The organism is Komagataeibacter melaceti (genome assembly GCF_003403295.1).
Lineage (GTDB): Bacteria > Pseudomonadota > Alphaproteobacteria > Acetobacterales > Acetobacteraceae > Komagataeibacter > Komagataeibacter melaceti.
Map to the genome: position 1 here is coordinate 26,358 of NZ_QUWV01000071.1, position 17,658 is coordinate 44,015.

Genomic DNA, 17,658 nt, shown 5'->3' on the forward strand with positions numbered 1-17,658 from the left:
CACCGGGCGGCCCGTGAAAAGTTCAGAAAGAAGCCTGGATGCGCCCGACAACGGCATTGCCATCCCGGCCCAGCACGTTAATGGCCTTGTTCGACCCGCCGGTGCTCCGGCTGATGATGAAACGCTCATAATCAAGCATGAACCGGATATGGCGGTTGGGGTACCAGTTCAGGCCCGCCTCCCACGCGGTCTGCTGGTTGCCGTTGATGCCTGTCCCGCCCTGATTGGGCACGTCATCCAGATCCGTGACACTCCACCGCCCGGACAACTCAAGCGCGCCCCAGTGGTTGTGTGCGGGGTCAAAGTCCTTTTCGACACCTGGGGTCGTGAAAGCGGCGATCTTGGAGTTATATCCACGCGGTTTCCCGAACAGCGTGTAATTGGCCGCGACATACCAGCCGTCAAAACCCAGTGAGGGCAGCGGGTCCGTGCCCGAATGATCGCGCTGGACGCCAACGTGGTAGTACTGCCCCTTCAGCAGGAAGCGCCGCCAGCGAAGCGCCAGTTCCGGCCCCGCCGCCCAGATCTGGGCCACATCGGTCAGGGCCCCCGAACTCAGGAGAGAGGTCTCGCCCAGCGGGATTTCGGTATTGTCACTGAAGGTGTACTGACGCCCCTTCGAACTTTCATTGACCTTGAACGCGGTGGTGGCGCTTCCCCCCACATAGAGGTCAATATCCTTGCTGACATAGGGTCGCCCTGCCACACGCAGCACGCCGCCGGTCTGGCTGTCCGTGATTGTGGTGTCCTTGCTACGATCCCCGAATTTCTGGCCCGTGAAATAACCGGCCACCAGCCAGCGGTCTTCGTAATGCTCACCGCCAATGCTGAAGCGGGCCACGCCACCGGCAATGTTGCGCACCAGATCCACGATGGTCGGGCGTTCGAGGAATTCGAAAGCCCCCGAACGTTCTGCACTTTCCTCATCACCGCGCGGCTGGAAGTAACCAACTGTAAGCGTGGTATGGTTGAAGCCGGTATAGTTCAGGTTGGCCTCGAACAGCCCGACCGTGCCATCGACGGAGCTGGAGCCGAAATCAGGCGTCACGTTCGCAACCCAGTCCTTGTAACGCCATGTGAAGTACAGCCGCAGCCGACGGGCGTTTTCCGTCAGGTTATTGAAATTGCCCTTGGTCTCCCCCGGTTTCGGGCCGCTACCCACAAAGCCGCCAATATCTTCCTGCGCCAGCAGGCCTACGGAAAAGCTGTACGCCTTGTCATCGGATGCAATAGTCGGTCGGCCAGACGGAAAGCCGATGCGCATGCCACCGATATGCACGCTCTCATCCTGTTCCGATGCCGCCTTGAATTCGGCCCAGGACGGGATCGGCCCCTCGGACAGGGCGGTGCGGGTTTCGGCATCGGTGCGCGGACCATGCGGGTGGGACGCACCTTCGACATCCCCGATCACAGGCAGCGGTCCCGACCACGGGGCAGGCTGCGCGGCGGCGCGGGCCACCTGCTGGCGCCTGCTGGCCAGGCTGGATGAACGCAGCGCGCCCGGTCCCTCATCACGCACGATCCGCGCCTTAAGCTGCTGGATCTCGCCCGACATCTGCCGGCGCATTTCCAGCATTTCGCGACGCAGCGCGATGATTGACTCATCCTGCGAAGCCGCCATGGCCAGGGAGGGGCAGATGGTCGCGGAAATCACGGCACTGAATGTTAGGATATGTCGACTGCCCAGTTGCACGACCATCTTTTTCTTTCCCACTTATGGCACGCTCATAAATCACGTCATATGACGGTGATTGTCGTATTGACTGCGTTACATCGTGGTTAATCCATCATAAACCATCAGGTCAATGGGTAGTTTAATCTCATTGTGCGATTTTTGTGTGTTTAATATGGATTGGGCGATTCAGATGCGTATGTACCACACCAAAATCCACGATCATTATCGTAAATTTTAGCCCGGCATAATGATTTTGTTTTTATTTTCTGAATGTTATGAGAATACCCCCTAATGTTTCCGGCCTTCTTGCAGCGATGAAAACATCAGGCGTGGCATTTCTCGGCAGAGGGGAAAACAGCCTAATCCCCATGACCCCGCCATATATCCATAAGCACGATAATTTATCGTTATTTAAATTACAAACTCTAGCGTGAAATATGTCGGCGACACCCCGCCAGCACCATGCGGGCACGGGAATCTTTTCTGCGCATACCCGATGGAAATCTCTCCTCACGCCGGGGACAGGCGTGATACGGTGCCGCCGGCATGACGACCCAGATAATGATCGAACTGATCGCCGTTCTTACCGCTGCGCGGGATGACAGCCCGCTGGTCATGACAATTGACCATGGGCGGTCGTTGCCATCGGGGCCGCTTGAAAGCACGCACCGCTCCCTTCAGGCCGGGGTCCGCGCGTGGGTGGAGCGCCAGACCGGGCACCCGATCGGCCATGTGGAACAGCTCTATACCTTTGCCGATCATGACCGCACGCTGGCCATGCCACAGGGCAGGATGATCGCCATTTCCTATCTCGCCCTGACCCGGAGCCATGCGGGTGAGACCGGGTGGCGGAACTGGTACGACTATTTCCCGTGGGAAAACTACAAGGCCGAGGAAGGCCGGACCTGTCGTGCCTTGATCGAACACAAGCTCCAGCAATGGGTGGCCGGGATGGAAAACCCCGCCACGCGCATGCGGCAGAAGCAGCGCTGCGCGAGCCTGTTCGCCATTGGCAACCTGTCGGCATGGAATGACGAACTGGTGCTCCAGCGTTACGAACTGCTGTACGAGGCGGGACTAGTGGTGGAAGCTGGCTGCCCCCTCGAACACGCCGTGCCGGGGCTGGCGATGTATCATGACCACCGCCGCATCCTGGCCACCGGCATGGCCCGGCTGCGTGCAAAGATACGTTACCGCCCGGTGGTATTCGAGCTGATGCCGGAAGAATTCACGCTCCTGCAGCTCCAGCGTATGGTGGAAAGCCTATCGGGTATCCATATACATAAACAGAACTTCCGGCGCCTGATCATGCAGCAGCAACTGATTGAGGAAACAGGCGCAATGGAGGAACGGACTGGCGGACGGCCTGCCCGGCTGTTCCGTTTCTGTGGGGAAGTCAGGCAGGCGCGGCAGATCACGGGCACCAAGGTTCCCCTCGCCCTGCCCTGACACCGGGTAGCAGACCTCACGAAAATCCTGATTGACAAACGGGTGGTTTCCCTCTGGAAGTGTCGGGGCGGCTCCTGCCGGACGGCTTATACTCAATATGAGCATAAATCTTAGGCGGGAATGGAAGGAAAAATGGCCATGAACCAGATCGCGTTGAAGGACAGGACAGACGGGCTGTATGACCGGGTGCGTCATCTGGTCCCTGAAATGGAATGGGAGACCTTTGTCGAGGATATCCGGGCGATTGAAGTCCTGAAGCGTGAGCGTAACGCCGTCATTCTGGCGCATAATTACCAGACGCCGGAAATCTTCCATTGCGTGGCCGACATCCGGGGCGACAGCCTTGCCCTGGCACGCGAGGCGCAGGATACGCAGGCCGATGTGATTGTCATGGCCGGTGTCCATTTCATGGCGGAAACGGCCAAGATGCTCAATCCGCACAGCACCGTCCTGATACCGGACATGCATGCGGGCTGCTCACTGGCGGATTCCATCACCGCGCAGGATGTGCGCATGCTGCGCGCGCTGCATCCGGGTGTGCCGGTTGTCTCGTACGTCAATACCTCGGCCGAGGTGAAGGCCGAGACCGATGTGTGCTGCACATCGGGCAACGCAAAACGGGTGGTGGAAAGCCTGGGCACGGACCGGGTCATCATGATCCCCGATGAATATCTTGCCCGCAATATCGAGGCGGAAACCGGTATCAAGATGATCACCTGGCCCGGCCACTGCGAGGTGCATGAACGCTTCACCCCGCAGGAGATCGCCCGCATGCGCGCCGACCATCCCGGTCTGGTCGTCATCGCGCATCCCGAATGCCCGCCGGAAGTGGTTGCCGCGTCCGACTTCAGCGGTTCAACCGCCATGATGGGTGATTTCGTGCGCGAACATGCCGGAAGCCGTATCCTGCTGGTGACGGAATGTTCCATGAGCGACAACCTTGCGGTAAAATACCCGCAGACATCGTTCGTGCGCCCGTGCAACATGTGCCCGCACATGAAGCGCATCACCCTGTCCAACATCCGGCAGGCGCTGGAAAACATGACGCATGAAGTCACGCTGGACCCGGAACTGGCCAGCCGTGGCCGCCGCGCTGTTGAACGCATGCTGGCGATATGACCCGCCACCTCCCCGCGCTGGAACAGCTTGCCGGTCAGCCGCTTATTGTCGGTGCGGGGCTGGCGGGGCTCATGACGGCGCTGTCCACCACGCGCCGTTGCGTCGTGTTGTGCGCGGGGCGACTGGAAGATGTGACCCCTCCCCCCGGTTCAAGCGTACTGGCGCAGGGGGGCATGGCCGCCGCCGTTGGTCCGGATGATTCACCTGCGCTGCATGCGGCAGACACATTGCAGGCCGGGGCCGGACTGTGCGACCCGCAGGTTGTGGACCGCATTACCCGTGATGGCCCCGCCATCATTACACGCCTGACGGATCTGGGCGTAAAATGGGACCGGCAGGCCGATGGCAGCCTGCAACTGGGGCTGGAAGCCGCACATTCCCGCCGCCGCATCGCCCATGCGGGAGAAGACGCCACCGGTGCCATGATCATGCGCGCCCTGGTGGCCCGCGTGCGCCAGACACCACGCATTACCGTAATCGAGCATGCCCATGCGCGTGATATTGTCATGCATGACGGCGCGGTTGCGGGCCTGCGGCTGGCCGTATCAGGCCGGGAACTGACCCTTCCCACAACGGCGGTCGTGCTGGCGACCGGCGGGGTGGGCAGCCTGTTTGCCGATACGACCAACCCCGCAGGCGCAACCGGCAGCGGGCTTGCCATTGCCGCGCGGGCGGGGGCGGTCCTGGGCAATATGGAATTCGTACAGTTCCATCCCACCGCCCTTTCCGCCGGAAAGGAGGGGCAGAGGCTCTGCCTGATCAGCGAGGCCGTGCGTGGTGAGGGCGCCATCCTGGTTGATGAAACCGGCGCACGGTTTACCGAGGAACTGGCCACGCGCGACACCGTGGCACGCGCGGTCTGGCGGCACATGATGCAGGGGCACAGGATATACCTTGATGCCCGCAAGGCGGTCGGCGCTGACTTTCCCCACCATTTCCCGGCCATCTTCGCGCTGTGCCAGTCCCACGGGATTGATCCGGTCACCCAGCCCATACCTGTGCGCCCCGCCGCCCATTATCACATGGGGGGCGTGGTGGTGGACATGCAGGGCCGCACCGGCATTACCGGCCTGTGGGCAGCGGGGGAAGTCGCCTGTACCGGCCTGCACGGCGCAAACCGGCTGGCCAGCAATTCGCTGCTTGAGGCCGCTGCCTATGGATCATGGATCGGGCAAGCCCTTGATGGCTGCACCTTGCCCGCGCCGCCCTCCGTCATGCCGGTTGCGGATATGGAAACCGTGCGGCCTGCCCCATCCCAGCCTTACCGCCGGATCATGAGCCATTATGCCGGTGTCATCCGCACGGGTGATGGGCTGCTTGAAGGACTGCAACGCCTGTCAGCCGATATGCGGACGGATGCCGGCCTGATCTGCACGACCATTCTTTATGCCGCCCTGCAACGCCATGAAAGCCGGGGCGCGCACTTCCGCAGTGATTTCCCTACATCGCGTGATGCAGGCGTGTCCTCAGGCTTCACCCTGCCGGAACTGCGGACCCGGATCGCCAGCATGGTGGATACCGGCATACGCTCCAGCCTGCCAGAACATGAGAGAACGCCCACATGATCCATCCCCTGCCCGACATCATGCTTGAACCACTTGTGCGCGCCGGGCTTCTGGAAGATCTGGGCCGTGCGGGCGACCTGACAACCGATGCCGTCATAATCGATACCAACACACCCGTGCGCGCGGCCTTTGTTGCCCGGCAGGATGGTGTCATTGCCGGACTGGACATGGCCCGCCTGTCCTTCGCGCTCATGGACCCGCGCATTACGTTTGAACCACATGTATCCGACGGGAGTGCGGTCACGGCCGGTACGCGTCTTGCCACCGTGGCGGGGCCCGCGCGTGGCATCCTGTCGGGTGAGCGGGTCGGGCTGAATTTCCTCTCGCATCTCAGCGGTATCGCCACGGCCACCGCGCAACTGGTTGAACTGGTGCGCCCCTACCACGCCAGGATTACCTGCACACGCAAGACCATGCCCGGCCTGCGTGCCATACAGAAATATGCGGTCAGGGCTGGTGGTGCGAACAATCACCGCTTCGGGCTGGATGACGCCATCCTGATAAAGGACAATCATCTGGCTTTTGCCGGTGGCATCCGCCCCGCAGTTGAACGGGCCCGGGCCAATGCGGGGCATCTGGTCCGTATCGAACTGGAAGTGGATACGCTGGAGCAGTTGGCCGAGGGGCTGGAAGTCGGGGGGGTTGATGTCTTCCTGCTTGATAACATGCCGCCCGACATGCTGCGCGAGGCCGTGCAACTGGTGAACGGTCGCGCGGTGACCGAAGCCTCCGGCGGCATTACGCCCGAAACCATCATAGCCGTGGCGCAGAGTGGTGTTGACCTGATTTCGCTCGGCTGGCTTACCCATACCGTGCGGGTTCTGGATATCGGGCTGGATTATCAGGCCTGATATGATGGAGCATATGGCGCGCCGTTAAGACGCCTCCCCCGTCGGTTCCGGCAGAAAAAATACCCCACCCATGCACCGACACGGGTGGGGCCGTTACCTTTTACACACCGACCATGACGTCAGATGCCTTGATGATGGCGGTTGCGGGTTCACCGACCTTGAGCTTCATGTCCGCCACGGATTCATTGGTGATGGAGGCCGTGATGATCTTGCCGCCGATATCAATGCTGACATGCGAGGTCGTCGCGCCCTTGATGATTTCAACAATCTTGCCAGCAATCTGGTTACGTGCGCTGATTTTCATTTTTCAACTCTCTCCAAATATTCCAACTATATCCCGATATTCATATCCGGATATTATGTAATGAGATATTAATTACATTGCACAGCATATTCTATCAATACAAATTTTGCGCAACAACCAAGCCGCGATCAGATTTTAGATGCCTCATGCACCCTGAATATATAAAATATTGATAATAATAACCTCTTTAACTCACTACAACCAAATATAGTCAGGCGGAAATGGACATATACGCAATCATGCCGGTTTTATTGTAACCTGCACATCGCGTGGTTTCGCCGCATAGGGCGCGGATGTCACGATAATATCGGCACCCGCCCTTACGTACTGTTCCACATTCCGCGCATTGATGCCGCCTGCCGCCACAATGCGGGGGGACAGGCCAGCGGCCGCCAGACTGGCGCGAAGCTGCTGGATGGCTTCGGGTGCGAATTTTTCCAGTTGCAGGGCCTCGGCCCCCGCAATCGCCGCCGCCATGGCGGATTCCATGTCACAGACCTCGATCACGATCCGCCGTTCCGGCGCATTGGCACGCAGGCGGGACACGGCCTGATCCAGCCCTTCACACGGGTCCATGAACGCCAGATGTTCGGCAAAGACCAGAATGGTGTCGGACAGTCCCGTCCGATGCATGATCCCCCCGCCCGCCTGCACCGCACGGACCGCCACCGCCCGCGTAAGCGGTGGCGCCTTGCGCGAACAGGCAATGGCCACGCCAGCGGGGGGCGCATTGTCTCCGGCGCGGGCGGCACGAACGATATCGTTCGTTTCCGTTGCGATCCCTGCCGCCCATTCCAGCAATGTCTGGGCGACTTTCCAGCCCATATGCAGCGCACCAGCCGGGCCGGACGCCCGGAGCAGAAGCTGCCCGGGCGCCACGCGCGTGCCACTTCCGGTCGTGATTTCGGCGTCCGCCCCCAGGCGTGTCAGCAATGCGGCCACATCTTCCGTGCAGCACGCAACCTGCTCATGCCTGGCGGCAAATGTCATGACGCCCGGTTTCCGGCCGATCCCCAGCGCCCGCGTTGTCAGGTCCCCAAAGGGCACATCTTCCGCAAGCAGCGTATCAAGCAGGGTATTGGCCAGCGGGGCCAGACATTCATCCGAACTTGAACAGGACGCCATAGCCGCCTCGGGGATAGTTCCATTTGATATCGCCTGACTTCGCGCAGACAACACGGCAGGTGCCACATTCCATGCAGCCATCGGCCGTGATCTCGACCTGACCCTGTTCGTTCTGGCTGTAGCAGCCCGCCGGACAGACCCGCGTCATAGCCACCAGTTCGCGCGACGGGACTTCGTGCGGACGGATCTCGATATGCGGACGCCCCACATCCACAACATACCTGTTCTGGAACAGACGGTTTTCTACCCGATCGTCACTCATCGCCATGCCCTCGCCAGTTTGAATGCATCCCCCAGCAGGCCAGTCAACCCGCGGGCCTGCCGCGCACTACGCAGAATGTCGGATTCCTTGGACTTCTTGTCCTTCCCATCGACACGGAACCATGTCTGTGCCGAGCGGTTCAGCAACCGTGGATACAGGTCCATGATATGGCGGCCACCCTGTTCCAGCATGCGTGGCACATTTTTGTATTTCTTCATGTCCTTCATCACGAAGGAGTCCTCAAGCTGCCTGACATAGGTCTGCAGGTTGTCGCGCGTGCAGGTCATGCATGAGCCGAGGATGTTCGCCACCACTTCCCCCGCTAGGCGGCCGGTGGTCATGGCCAGGTTGGAACCTTCACGATGCACCGCATTGACGAAATGCCCCGCATCCCCCACCACAATCCAGCCATCACCCACCAGTTCGGGCACGGCGCGGAAGCCCCCTTCGGGGATCAGGTGTGCTGCATATTCCTTGATTTCCGAACCCTCCAGCAGGGCCTTGATGCTGGGGTGGTTCTTGAAACGGTCAAGGATGCCATGGGGTGTGGCCTCGCCACTTTTGGCGAACTCGCTGACCAGGCATCCCACACCGACCGAGATTGATTCACGGTTGGTGTACAGGAAGGCAGTGCCAACCATGCCATCCGTAATCGTGCCCATGGCCTCGATCACGACACCTTCCTCACCCTTGAGGTTGAAGCGGGCATCAATCACTTCCTGCGGGAGGAAGTGCATTTCCTTGACCGCCAGCGCCACATCCTCGGGGCGCAGTTCCCGGCGCAGCCCCGAACGCTGGCCGACAAGGCCGTTCACGCCTTCGGCCAGCACCACCACATCGGCAAAGATGCCGTTGCCATCGCGGTCCGTCTGCACGCCGATCACCCGTTTGTTCTCATCGGTGATCAGGCTCGTGACCGTTGTCTCGAACAGGACGGTCACACCGATTTCACGCACGCAGCGATTGAACCACTTATCAAACTGCGCACGGATGATCGTGTAACGGTTGGGCCTGTCCTCGTTGTAGTCATCGCTGCGGTGGTGCATGCCGGTATGCCCGGCGTCATCCATCATCCAGATCCGCTGTTCGATCACGTGCCGTTCCAGCGGCGCTTCGTCGCGGAAATCGGGGATGATCTTTTCCAGCGCATCGGAATACAGGATCGCGCCCTGCACGTTCTTGGAACCTGCATACTCCCCGCGTTCGATCTGCAGGACCTTCAGGCCCCGCTGCGCCATCGTATAGGCCGCGGCATTGCCTGACGGGCCCGCACCGACGACGATGGCGTCAAAATGCTCGTGAGTCATCACTCTCTCCTCAACCCGCAAGCCGGTTTACGCTCAGGCGCTGCCTGAAGGCATTGGTCAGTGCCGGCAGAAGCGTAATCGCATCCGCCGTGATCCCCACATGCGCGAAATCGAAAATCGGCGCCTGCGGGTCGGTGTTGATTGCAACAATAAGGTCCGCGCCCTCAACGCCCACACGGTGCTGGATCGCGCCGGAAATGCCAGCGGCAATGTACAGGCGCGGACGGATGGTCTTGCCGGTCTGGCCGATCTGCCGTTCCGCCGGAATCCAGCCTTTCTGCACCAGCGGGCGCGAACCACCCCAGTCCCCGCCCAGCGCGTTGGCCAGGTCACGCACAAGCTGCACGTTCTCGCTGGTGCGCAGCCCAATGCCGCCTGCCACGACAATATCGGCAAAGGCAAGCTGGGCCGCTTCATTAGCCGTATCGGGCAGGAAGTCGAGCACCTTGGTGATGATGTCTTCTTCCTTCAGGTCAACCGTGAACTCGACAATCCGCCCGCTGCGCCCTTCCTGCGCGACCGGCATCGCCATGACACGGGGACGCACCGTCGCCATCTGCGGGCGGTAGTTCAGCGTATGGATCGTGCACAGGAGCGACCCGCCGAATGTCGGCCGCGTGGCGGCAAGCGAACGCTCACCATCAATGGCAAGCTCGGTGCAGTCCGCCGTCAACCCGGTCTTGAGCGTTGTCGCCACCGCACCGGCCAGATCACGACCCAGAACCGTCGCACCCAGCAGCATGATTTCAGGCTGGTACTTCTCCACCAGCGCCGTCATGACCCGTGTGTAGGGTTCATTGCGGTAATCCGCCAGCACGGGGTTATCAATGATATAGGCAAGGTCCGCACCGTAGGAAAAAGTGGTCCCGGCCACTTCTTCCAGCGCATCGTGCCCACTGCCCGCGATGACGGCTGCCAGTTCGACTTCCAGCTTGTCGGCGAGCTTACGCCCTTCCCCCAGCAGTTCCAGCGAGACGGGATGAATCCGGCCATGCTCGAATTCAATGAAAACCCACACATGCTTGTAGGAGCGGAAATGTTCGGGCAGTTCCCGCTTCATGTTGGCGCGGCCGCTTCCGGCTGGCCGTGAAGTCTGATTGCTCATGCCAGTCTTTCCTTCAGTGTCCGGCCGCCTGCCGGAGCAGGTCGTCCTGCAATGCGGGCTGGCGGGTGAATATCTGGTTGATCAGCGCATCGGCCATGGCGACGGGGGACTGATCCGTCGTGGCAACCATCTCGGCCTTTTCCTCACGCGCGGTAGGGGCGAAGACCTTCTTGACCACCGTGGGCGAGCCACGCAGGCCACACAGGCTGACATCGGGTATGCCCACGGTGGCAGCGTTCCACTTCACCACCTCCGCCCGGGCGGCGCGCAGTGCGTCCGCCTGCGTTCCCCGGCGGATTTCGTTCGAGCCTTCCATCATCGTGACCATGACGGGCAACTGAGAGCGCAGGACCTGCACCCCATGGTCTCCACGGCGGCGGACCAGTATCTGCCGGTCCGTCAGGTCCATGTCGTCAATACCGGACACATAGGTCAACTGTGACAGGCCCAGACGGCGGGCGATGCCGGGACCGACCTGGGCGGTATCGCCATCAATGGTCTGCTTGCCGCAGAACACGATGTCAGGCGCGCCCCATGTCTCACCCGCCTTCAGGATCAGGTTGGACAGGGCATAGCTGGTCGCGAGCGTATCGGACCCGGCGAACACACGGTCCGTCAGCAGGACCGCACGGTCCGCGCCGTAGGTCAGCGCCTTGCGCAGGCTGTCAACAGCCATTGGCGGCCCCATGGTCATTACCGTGACCTCACCACCGAACCTGTCACGCAGGCGCAGCGCCTGCTCCAGACCGAACAGGTCGTAGGGGTTGATGATTGTCGGCACACCTTGCCGCATGATCGTATTGGTCACAGGGTGAACGCGGATCTGCCCGCTGTCCGGAACCTGTTTGATACAGACAAATATTTGCATTTCCACGAGCTCCCTCGGCGTGCCGTGCACGTCCTGTCCCCCCGGGGCGCAAAAGGCGTGCCAACCGCGGACCCGCTGCAAACAACGGGCAATTGCATTACGAACGCCCCCGCCGGAGCGGCGCGACACGATTACGTCGGGTTTTACTCCCCGCTTTGTGTCAACTCCGACAGGCTGACAAAAGCACCGGACGGGCGGATGGCGTCCCGATGCACCTTGAACACACGTTCCGTAATGGGGGTCGAGCGGGTGAAGTCATCATAGGCACGCTGAAGCTGCGCACGGCACAGCGCACGGCACGCGGCATCATCACCACCCTGTTCGATATCGGCACCATTGAGATAGGTACCCATGCGGCGCAGGATGTGCAGCCGGGCCACATTGAGCACCTGCGGGTCGTACGGCACGTCAAGCACGCGAAAAAAATCCTCAGCCGCCGAAAGCTGGCGCAGTTCGTCCAGTATTCCCATCGTCCTGTTCCCCTGTGGGCCGTGCCCCGTATAGGTTCATCTCACCGTGTCTGGTTACAGCCCGACATGGCGGCGTATAATTCCGCAACTTCATTCAGTGCGACGTTACGCTTGGCAGTCGCGGCACGCTCACGCACGGATGCCAGCATGCCCACAACCAGTGCGTCATCCGCCTCAAGCCCCAGCGTTTCCAGCGCATGGCGCATGGCGGCCCGCCCGGAATGTTTGCCCAGCACGATTTCGCGCCGTCGGCCAAACTGCATGGGGTCCAGTGCTTCATAGGTGCCCGTGTCACGCAGCAGCCCCGAGACATGGATACCGGATTCATGGCGGAACACGCTGTCACCTACGATCGCCTTGTCCACCGGGACCGCACGACCGGAGGCCCGTGCGACAAGTGCTGCAAGCCCGGGCAACTGCACCGGGTCAACGCCGCTGTGGCACCCGAGCAGGCGCGGCGCGCCGACCACGACTTCCTCCAGCGCGGCGTTACCCGCCCGCTCCCCCAGCCCCAGCACGGTGACACTGGCGCCATGCGCGCCACCGCGAATGGCAGCCAGCGTGTTGGCGGTCGCCAGCCCCAGATCATCATGGCCATGGAATTCGATCTGCAGCCTGCAGCTTTCGCGCAGCCGGGTCATGACTTCATAGACGCCAAACGGCTCCATGATCCCCAGCGTATCGGCATAACGGAAGCGGAAAGCCCCCGCCTGCTGCGCAATACCGACCAGATCCAGCAGGAAGGATATATCCGCGCGGCTGGCATCCTCGCCCCCTACCGACACGGCAAGGCCGCAATCACTGGCATGCGACACCACATCATAAACCATATCCAGCACCCGACGCGGCGACGTGCGGTACTTGGCCATGATCTGGCGCATGGAGGTCGAGACCGACAGGTGGATGCTGTCCAGCCCGGTACGCCGGGCAACCAGAATATCTTCATGGCGCATCCGGCACCACGGGATGACACGGGCGCGCTGCACCGTGTCACCAATGGCGGCGATGATGGCGATCTCGTCATCGCCCATGGCCGGAACACCCGCCTCGATATCATCCACGCCGGCCTGATCAAGCGCGCGGGCGATTTCGAGCTTTTCCGCAGCGGTAAACGCAACACCAGGTGCCTGTTCACCATCCCTGAGGGTGGTGTCATTTACGATCAGGCGTGTGCAGTCTGACATATGGCGTCCCCTCTCTTGCCCCGCGGAACGCGGGATCAGGCATAGGTCGGCGCAAAACCGGACTGGCCAGCATTCTTGCCATCCCAGAACGGGGACATTTCCCGCAGCCTGGCGATAATGCCCGGCATGACTTCCAGCACGTGATCCACGTCTTCATCCGTATTCTCGCGTGAGAACGAGAAGCGGATCGCGCCGTGGGCTGCGGTGTAGGGCACCTTCATCGCCCGCAGGACATGCGATGGCTCAAGCGAGCCGGACGTACAGGCCGAACCTGATGACGCCGCGATGCCCGCCTTGTTCATGAGCAGCAGGATCGCCTCGCCCTCGATATACTCGAACGCAACATTCGCGGTGTTGGGCAGGCGGTTTTCCACATCCCCCGCCACGAACGAATTGCCGATCCGCTGCAGCAGCCCCTGCTCCAGCCGGTCACGCATGGCACGTACGCGGGTGTTTTCATCATTGATGTGCTGCTGCGCCAGTTCCGCCGCGACACCAAGGGCGACAATGCCGGGCGCGTTCTCGGTGCCCGCGCGCCGCCCGCGTTCCTGATGGCCGCCACGGATCAGCGGCCGCAGCCGCACGCCACGGCGCACGTACAGCGCCCCGATCCCCTTGGGCGCGTGCAGCTTGTGCCCGGACAGGGACAGCATGTCGATTGCCGTCTCCTTCAGGTTCATCGGGATCTTGCCAACAGCCTGCACCGCATCGGTATGGAACAGGGCACCAGCTTCATGGGCGAGTTCGGCCAGCATTTCCACCGGGAAGATCGTGCCGGTCTCGTTATTGGCCCACATGATGGAGGCTATGGCGGTGCGCGGTGAAAGTGCCTTGCGATACGCCTCGACATCCAGCCTGCCGCGCGCATCCACGCCGATATAGTGCACCTTGATGCCCCGTGACTTTTCCAGCCACGCGCACAGTGCCAGCACGGCCGGGTGCTCCACCGCGCTTGTCACGATCTCGTTGCGGGCACCCTGTGTTTCCAGCGCGGAAAGGATGGCCGTGTTGTCGGATTCCGTACCGCCGCCGGTAAAGACGATTTCATGGTCGAACTGCGCGCCCAGCAGGGCCTGTAGCTGCCGCCGCCCCTTCAGCACGGCCCCCCCCACTTCCGAACCGAAGGCATGCATGGAGGATGCATTGCCGAACTGTTCGGTAAAGAAGGGCAGCATAGCCGCAACCGCAGCCGGATCGACACGGGTAGTTGCATTATTGTCGAGATAGACCGCCTTCATCTTGCCCACTCCCTTACTTCCCGGCCGGAACCGGAATAACGCGCACCGGCATGCCCAGCCGTTCGGCCAGACGCCCCTGGATGCCCTGAACGGTCACCGCCGCAAGCTGGCAGTTGACGCATGCGCCGGTCATGCGGACCATCACGCGGTTGTCCTCCACATCCACCAGTTCGCAATCACCGCCATCGTTGCGCAGTGCGGGGCGCAGTTCCTCCAGCACTTCCTCGATCACGCGGATCTTCTGCACGGTCGTCATTCTGGAACTGGCGGGGGCGGGAGGTGCGACCGGGGATTTGCGCTGCTGGCGGCCGGGCGCCACCGGCACCGCCCCCATGACAAATGCCTGCGCGGGGTCAAGCAGGCCCTCGGCCACCATCTCGGCATTGGTTTTTTCCAGCACGGCTTCCACACCCTCGACACAGGTGCCGCAGCTTCCTGTCGCCTTGGTGAAATGGGCCACCTGCTCCATGCTGGTAAGGCCGTTATTGCGCACGGCCCGCTCGATCATGCCTTCATCAATGCCAAAGCACTTGCACAGCAGCGCGCCTTCCTCATGGTCGTCTTCCCAGACCTCGCCACGATAATTGGCCACCGCCGCGCGCAGGGCCTCGTACCCCATGACGGAGCAGTGCATCTTTTCGGGCGGAAGGCCGCCGAGGAAATCGGCAATGTCCTGATTGGTGATCTTCAGCGCCTCATCAAGCGTCTTGCCGATGATGATCTCGGTCAGGGCGGAGGACGATGCGATTGCCGAACCGCACCCGAAGGTCTGGAAGCGTGCATCGGTAATCCGTTCGGATTCCGGGTCCACCTTGATCATGAGCTTCAGCGCGTCGCCACAGGCAATGGCGCCCACTTCCCCCACGCCGCTGGCATCTTCCAGCGTTCCCGCGTTTTTCGGGTTGAAGAAGTATTCCTGTACTTTATCAGAGTATTCCCACATGGGGCACGCCTCCCGTTACCTGGTGAAATCGCCTGGCACGCGTATTAACTGAAGGATTTTCCGCACGAGCATTTGGATGCCGCATTCGGGTTGTCGAACGAGAAGCCGGACTGCTCCAGCGTCACGACAAAATCGACGGTCGTGCCGTCCAGATGCGGCATGCTCTCCGCATCGACGAAAACCTTCACCCCATCCATTTCCATGATCACGTCGGACGGCTCGGGCGCCGAGACCAGCCCCATCATGTATTTGAAGCCCGAACACCCACCGGATTCAACCATGATGCGGATGCCATCAACCGGGCCGGCTGCCCCCGCGATTGCCGAGCGAACGGCGTCACAGGCACTTGGCGTCAGCTGGATCATCGCGAACTCCTCTTTCCACGAAAGGTTTGTCTGGAAAGACGCAAGCGTCGTGCCAAGAACGGATGGCGGGGATTGACCATTCCACCGTACGGAATCTGTACGGTTTGCAACTTTGTCGGCTTCCTGACGTGTCCGGACGCGACAAATAAAAAATCCCGGCACGGGGCCGGGACTGGAATTATACTTTTATGCCATGCGAATGATTTTTCAGGCGGCCTTGCCCGCCGCTATGCGCGCCAGCAGGCTTTCACCATCCTCCTCGCCAAAGCACTGGTCAAAATCGTCACATTCATCACAGACGGGGGTGGTGCAGATACTGTAGCCTTCATCACGGCAGATGAGGCGGAAGAAGAATTTCTTCCATTTCATGTCCGCACTGTTGCGCCGCGCCAGTGGCTCGAAATGACGTTCCAGCAGCCACGAAAGCTCGCGCCTGTGCCGCAGCCCCAGATCCTGCCACAGGTGGTTGGGCTCCATTGCCCGGCGCGCGATCAGGGCCGCGAGCAGTTGCCCCCATGTGGCATCATCCGAACAGTTGCCCCGGCGCAGCAGGTCACGCAGCGCCGCCTCCGTCGCATCCATCTCGGGCGCGGGCATTTCAGCCAGACGCTCGAAACGCTCCTTTGCACCGGGCAATGTCCTGCCGACCAGTTCAACCATGTCGCGACCGCCCAGCCCGGTCAGTTGCGCCAGCGGGACCGACCGCTCACGCGCCTGAACGAGGGAAAGGGCGAGAATGGAGGCAACAACATGGGCATCGAACTGGTCACACTCGCCCCCCGCGCTACCGGCCATAAGCCAGCCGTAGATGTCCGTGGCCTGCATTGCTTTTCCATCCCTTCGGGTTCTGTCAGCCTGCCCCGTGCGTCTGGCAATCGGTGGGGCACACCCGGGCGCATGCGCCACAGCCTATGCAGGCACCGGCGTCCGCCATCACCATCACGCGGCGTTCAACGTCACCATCATCCTCGTCTTCGTCGTCAACCACGTTGCCCTCATCATCAATCCCGCGCAGGGTCATGACGCCACGGCCACAGACCTTGAAGCAGCGCCCGCAGCCGATACACACCGCCGGGTTGATCGAGAGAAGGTAATCCGGCTGCCAGGGCCGGCCATCACGCGTTACGCAGTCCATATTCATTCCCCTGCCGCTGCCTCGGCGGCCTTCAGCGCCTCGCGCTTTGCCGTCAGGTCCGCATAGGCCTGATGGGCCCGGGCCGCGACGGCCGTGATTGTCTGCCAGTTGACGGGCAGGTCCTCAGCCAGATCATGCAGGTCCATCTTGGCCTGGGTTGCCCGCGCGGACAGCTTTTTCAGTTCCGCCTTCATCTCAGCAATCTGCATCATGCCGTCCCTCCGTTATGCCCGTGCGACTTCTGGAAATTCCTCGATCTGGCTGATCGCCTGACGAACCGCCTTTTCCCCTTCACGCGCCAGCGCCGACAGGTTTTCAAACCCGAAGCGGTGCACGTCACGCAGTGACTTCGCCAGAACGACCAGCCTGCCGGTGGTCAGGATCACGCGGCCAAACCCCTCATGGCTCATCTTCATCATCGGTGACGCCATAAGCCCGGTCTCCTGCTCGATCGCGAGGCCCACGGCCTGATAGAAGGTCTCGACACGCGCCAGCGTATCGGGGTCCGGGTCGCTGATCATCGGCATGGCGCGGCGTTCTTCCTTCGTAACGATGTAATCGTCCAGCAGCGCCGTATCCTTCTTGCGCTCCCATGCGCCGTACATGTCTTCCGCCCGGATACGCCCGACCAGCGCCTTCATGAACGGCGTCGCCATGGGGTCATCAATGGTTTCATTACCTGTCTGCGACATC

At 61.4% G+C, this 17,658-nt stretch carries 20 protein-coding genes; 4 read left to right on the plus strand and 16 right to left on the minus strand.

What is annotated here, in order from left to right:
* Nucleotides 1-22: 22 nt before the first annotated feature.
* Nucleotides 23-1,699 carry an OprO/OprP family phosphate-selective porin gene (locus DY926_RS09285; RefSeq protein ID WP_186336124.1) on the minus strand — a complete coding sequence of 559 codons (1,677 nt, stop codon included), beginning with the start codon at nucleotides 1,697-1,699 and terminating at the stop codon, nucleotides 23-25.
* 522 nt (nucleotides 1,700-2,221) lie between these two features.
* On the opposite strand from DY926_RS09285, the gene DY926_RS09290 reads away from it, so the two are divergent.
* The 4 genes from DY926_RS09290 to nadC all read left to right on the plus strand — a co-directional run bounded on the left by DY926_RS09290 (nucleotide 2,222) and on the right by nadC (nucleotide 6,659).
* Nucleotides 2,222-3,124 carry an NUDIX hydrolase gene (locus DY926_RS09290; RefSeq protein ID WP_196778569.1) on the plus strand — a complete coding sequence of 301 codons (903 nt, stop codon included), beginning with the start codon at nucleotides 2,222-2,224 and terminating at the stop codon, nucleotides 3,122-3,124.
* A 138-nt stretch (nucleotides 3,125-3,262) separates the two neighbouring features.
* A complete protein-coding gene (gene nadA / locus DY926_RS09295; protein WP_116703119.1) occupies nucleotides 3,263-4,243 on the plus strand; it encodes a quinolinate synthase NadA in 981 nt (326 codons plus the stop codon).
* Nucleotides 4,240-5,808 carry an L-aspartate oxidase gene (locus DY926_RS09300; protein WP_116703120.1) on the plus strand — a complete coding sequence of 523 codons (1,569 nt, stop codon included), beginning with the start codon at nucleotides 4,240-4,242 and terminating at the stop codon, nucleotides 5,806-5,808. Before nadA ends, DY926_RS09300 begins: the two co-directional genes overlap by 4 nt.
* On the plus strand, nucleotides 5,805-6,659 hold the full coding sequence (gene nadC / locus DY926_RS09305) for a carboxylating nicotinate-nucleotide diphosphorylase (RefSeq protein ID WP_116703121.1): 855 nt from the start codon (nucleotides 5,805-5,807) through the stop codon (nucleotides 6,657-6,659). Before DY926_RS09300 ends, nadC begins: the two co-directional genes overlap by 4 nt.
* Nucleotides 6,660-6,759: 100 nt before the next feature.
* On the opposite strand, the gene DY926_RS09310 is transcribed toward nadC, so the two are convergent.
* The 15 genes from DY926_RS09310 to DY926_RS09380 form a co-directional block, all read right to left on the minus strand.
* Nucleotides 6,760-6,963 carry a TOBE domain-containing protein gene (locus tag DY926_RS09310; protein ID WP_116703122.1) on the minus strand — a complete coding sequence of 68 codons (204 nt, stop codon included), beginning with the start codon at nucleotides 6,961-6,963 and terminating at the stop codon, nucleotides 6,760-6,762.
* Between the two features lie 237 nt (nucleotides 6,964-7,200).
* Nucleotides 7,201-8,088, minus strand: a complete 888-nt coding sequence (modD, locus tag DY926_RS09315) for a ModD protein (RefSeq protein ID WP_116703123.1) — start codon at nucleotides 8,086-8,088, stop codon at nucleotides 7,201-7,203.
* Complete coding sequence (locus DY926_RS09320) at nucleotides 8,063-8,350, minus strand: ferredoxin family protein (RefSeq protein ID WP_456305931.1); 288 nt, start codon at nucleotides 8,348-8,350, stop codon at nucleotides 8,063-8,065. The genes modD and DY926_RS09320 overlap by 26 nt, the downstream gene beginning before the upstream one ends.
* Nucleotides 8,347-9,657: an FAD-dependent oxidoreductase gene (locus DY926_RS09325; protein ID WP_116703125.1), complete on the minus strand. Its 1,311-nt coding sequence runs from the start codon at nucleotides 9,655-9,657 to the stop codon at nucleotides 8,347-8,349. Before DY926_RS09325 ends, DY926_RS09320 begins: the two co-directional genes overlap by 4 nt.
* Nucleotides 9,658-9,667: 10 nt before the next feature.
* Entirely contained in the window at nucleotides 9,668-10,762 is a 1,095-nt protein-coding gene (locus DY926_RS09330; protein WP_116703126.1) for an electron transfer flavoprotein subunit alpha/FixB family protein, read from the minus strand.
* Nucleotides 10,763-10,775: 13 nt separating this feature from the next.
* On the minus strand, nucleotides 10,776-11,630 hold the full coding sequence (locus tag DY926_RS09335; protein WP_116703127.1) for an electron transfer flavoprotein subunit beta/FixA family protein: 855 nt from the start codon (nucleotides 11,628-11,630) through the stop codon (nucleotides 10,776-10,778).
* Nucleotides 11,631-11,773: 143 nt separating this feature from the next.
* Nucleotides 11,774-12,100 carry a nitrogenase stabilizing/protective protein NifW gene (gene nifW / locus DY926_RS09340; protein WP_116703128.1) on the minus strand — a complete coding sequence of 109 codons (327 nt, stop codon included), beginning with the start codon at nucleotides 12,098-12,100 and terminating at the stop codon, nucleotides 11,774-11,776.
* Nucleotides 12,101-12,141: 41 nt separating this feature from the next.
* Nucleotides 12,142-13,284, minus strand: a complete 1,143-nt coding sequence (gene nifV, locus DY926_RS09345; protein ID WP_116703129.1) for a homocitrate synthase — start codon at nucleotides 13,282-13,284, stop codon at nucleotides 12,142-12,144.
* A gap of 35 nt (nucleotides 13,285-13,319) precedes the next feature.
* Nucleotides 13,320-14,522: a cysteine desulfurase NifS gene (gene nifS, locus DY926_RS09350; protein ID WP_116703130.1), complete on the minus strand. Its 1,203-nt coding sequence runs from the start codon at nucleotides 14,520-14,522 to the stop codon at nucleotides 13,320-13,322.
* A gap of 13 nt (nucleotides 14,523-14,535) precedes the next feature.
* The gene (gene nifU / locus DY926_RS09355) at nucleotides 14,536-15,465 is read right to left on the minus strand and encodes a Fe-S cluster assembly protein NifU (protein WP_116703131.1); all 930 of its coding nucleotides are present in this window, start codon (nucleotides 15,463-15,465) and stop codon (nucleotides 14,536-14,538) included.
* A gap of 44 nt (nucleotides 15,466-15,509) precedes the next feature.
* Nucleotides 15,510-15,830 carry a HesB/IscA family protein gene (locus DY926_RS09360; protein ID WP_025812239.1) on the minus strand — a complete coding sequence of 107 codons (321 nt, stop codon included), beginning with the start codon at nucleotides 15,828-15,830 and terminating at the stop codon, nucleotides 15,510-15,512.
* A 207-nt stretch (nucleotides 15,831-16,037) separates the two neighbouring features.
* A complete protein-coding gene (locus tag DY926_RS09365; protein ID WP_116703132.1) occupies nucleotides 16,038-16,655 on the minus strand; it encodes a nitrogen fixation protein NifQ in 618 nt (205 codons plus the stop codon).
* A gap of 25 nt (nucleotides 16,656-16,680) precedes the next feature.
* Complete coding sequence (fdxB, locus tag DY926_RS09370) at nucleotides 16,681-16,965, minus strand: ferredoxin III, nif-specific (protein WP_116703133.1); 285 nt, start codon at nucleotides 16,963-16,965, stop codon at nucleotides 16,681-16,683.
* 2 nt (nucleotides 16,966-16,967) lie between these two features.
* A complete protein-coding gene (locus tag DY926_RS09375; RefSeq protein ID WP_116703134.1) occupies nucleotides 16,968-17,177 on the minus strand; it encodes a CCE_0567 family metalloprotein in 210 nt (69 codons plus the stop codon).
* Nucleotides 17,178-17,189: 12 nt separating this feature from the next.
* Complete coding sequence (locus tag DY926_RS09380) at nucleotides 17,190-17,657, minus strand: NifX-associated nitrogen fixation protein (protein WP_116703135.1); 468 nt, start codon at nucleotides 17,655-17,657, stop codon at nucleotides 17,190-17,192.
* Nucleotide 17,658 lies beyond the last annotated feature (1 nt).

Coding starts and splice junctions, on each gene's coding strand:
- DY926_RS09285 (WP_186336124.1), bottom strand. CDS start 1,699: ATGGTCGTGCAACTGGGCAGTCGACATATCCTAACATTCAGTGCCGTG.
- DY926_RS09290 (WP_196778569.1), top strand. CDS start 2,222: ATGACGACCCAGATAATGATCGAACTGATCGCCGTTCTTACCGCTGCG.
- nadA (WP_116703119.1), top strand. CDS start 3,263: ATGAACCAGATCGCGTTGAAGGACAGGACAGACGGGCTGTATGACCGG.
- DY926_RS09300 (WP_116703120.1), top strand. CDS start 4,240: ATGACCCGCCACCTCCCCGCGCTGGAACAGCTTGCCGGTCAGCCGCTT.
- nadC (WP_116703121.1), top strand. CDS start 5,805: ATGATCCATCCCCTGCCCGACATCATGCTTGAACCACTTGTGCGCGCC.
- DY926_RS09310 (WP_116703122.1), bottom strand. CDS start 6,963: ATGAAAATCAGCGCACGTAACCAGATTGCTGGCAAGATTGTTGAAATC.
- modD (WP_116703123.1), bottom strand. CDS start 8,088: ATGGCGTCCTGTTCAAGTTCGGATGAATGTCTGGCCCCGCTGGCCAAT.
- DY926_RS09320 (WP_456305931.1), bottom strand. CDS start 8,350: ATGAGTGACGATCGGGTAGAAAACCGTCTGTTCCAGAACAGGTATGTT.
- DY926_RS09325 (WP_116703125.1), bottom strand. CDS start 9,657: ATGACTCACGAGCATTTTGACGCCATCGTCGTCGGTGCGGGCCCGTCA.
- DY926_RS09330 (WP_116703126.1), bottom strand. CDS start 10,762: ATGAGCAATCAGACTTCACGGCCAGCCGGAAGCGGCCGCGCCAACATG.
- DY926_RS09335 (WP_116703127.1), bottom strand. CDS start 11,630: ATGCAAATATTTGTCTGTATCAAACAGGTTCCGGACAGCGGGCAGATC.
- nifW (WP_116703128.1), bottom strand. CDS start 12,100: ATGGGAATACTGGACGAACTGCGCCAGCTTTCGGCGGCTGAGGATTTT.
- nifV (WP_116703129.1), bottom strand. CDS start 13,284: ATGTCAGACTGCACACGCCTGATCGTAAATGACACCACCCTCAGGGAT.
- nifS (WP_116703130.1), bottom strand. CDS start 14,522: ATGAAGGCGGTCTATCTCGACAATAATGCAACTACCCGTGTCGATCCG.
- nifU (WP_116703131.1), bottom strand. CDS start 15,465: ATGTGGGAATACTCTGATAAAGTACAGGAATACTTCTTCAACCCGAAA.
- DY926_RS09360 (WP_025812239.1), bottom strand. CDS start 15,830: ATGATCCAGCTGACGCCAAGTGCCTGTGACGCCGTTCGCTCGGCAATC.
- DY926_RS09365 (WP_116703132.1), bottom strand. CDS start 16,655: ATGCAGGCCACGGACATCTACGGCTGGCTTATGGCCGGTAGCGCGGGG.
- fdxB (WP_116703133.1), bottom strand. CDS start 16,965: ATGGACTGCGTAACGCGTGATGGCCGGCCCTGGCAGCCGGATTACCTT.
- DY926_RS09375 (WP_116703134.1), bottom strand. CDS start 17,177: ATGATGCAGATTGCTGAGATGAAGGCGGAACTGAAAAAGCTGTCCGCG.
- DY926_RS09380 (WP_116703135.1), bottom strand. CDS start 17,657: ATGTCGCAGACAGGTAATGAAACCATTGATGACCCCATGGCGACGCCG.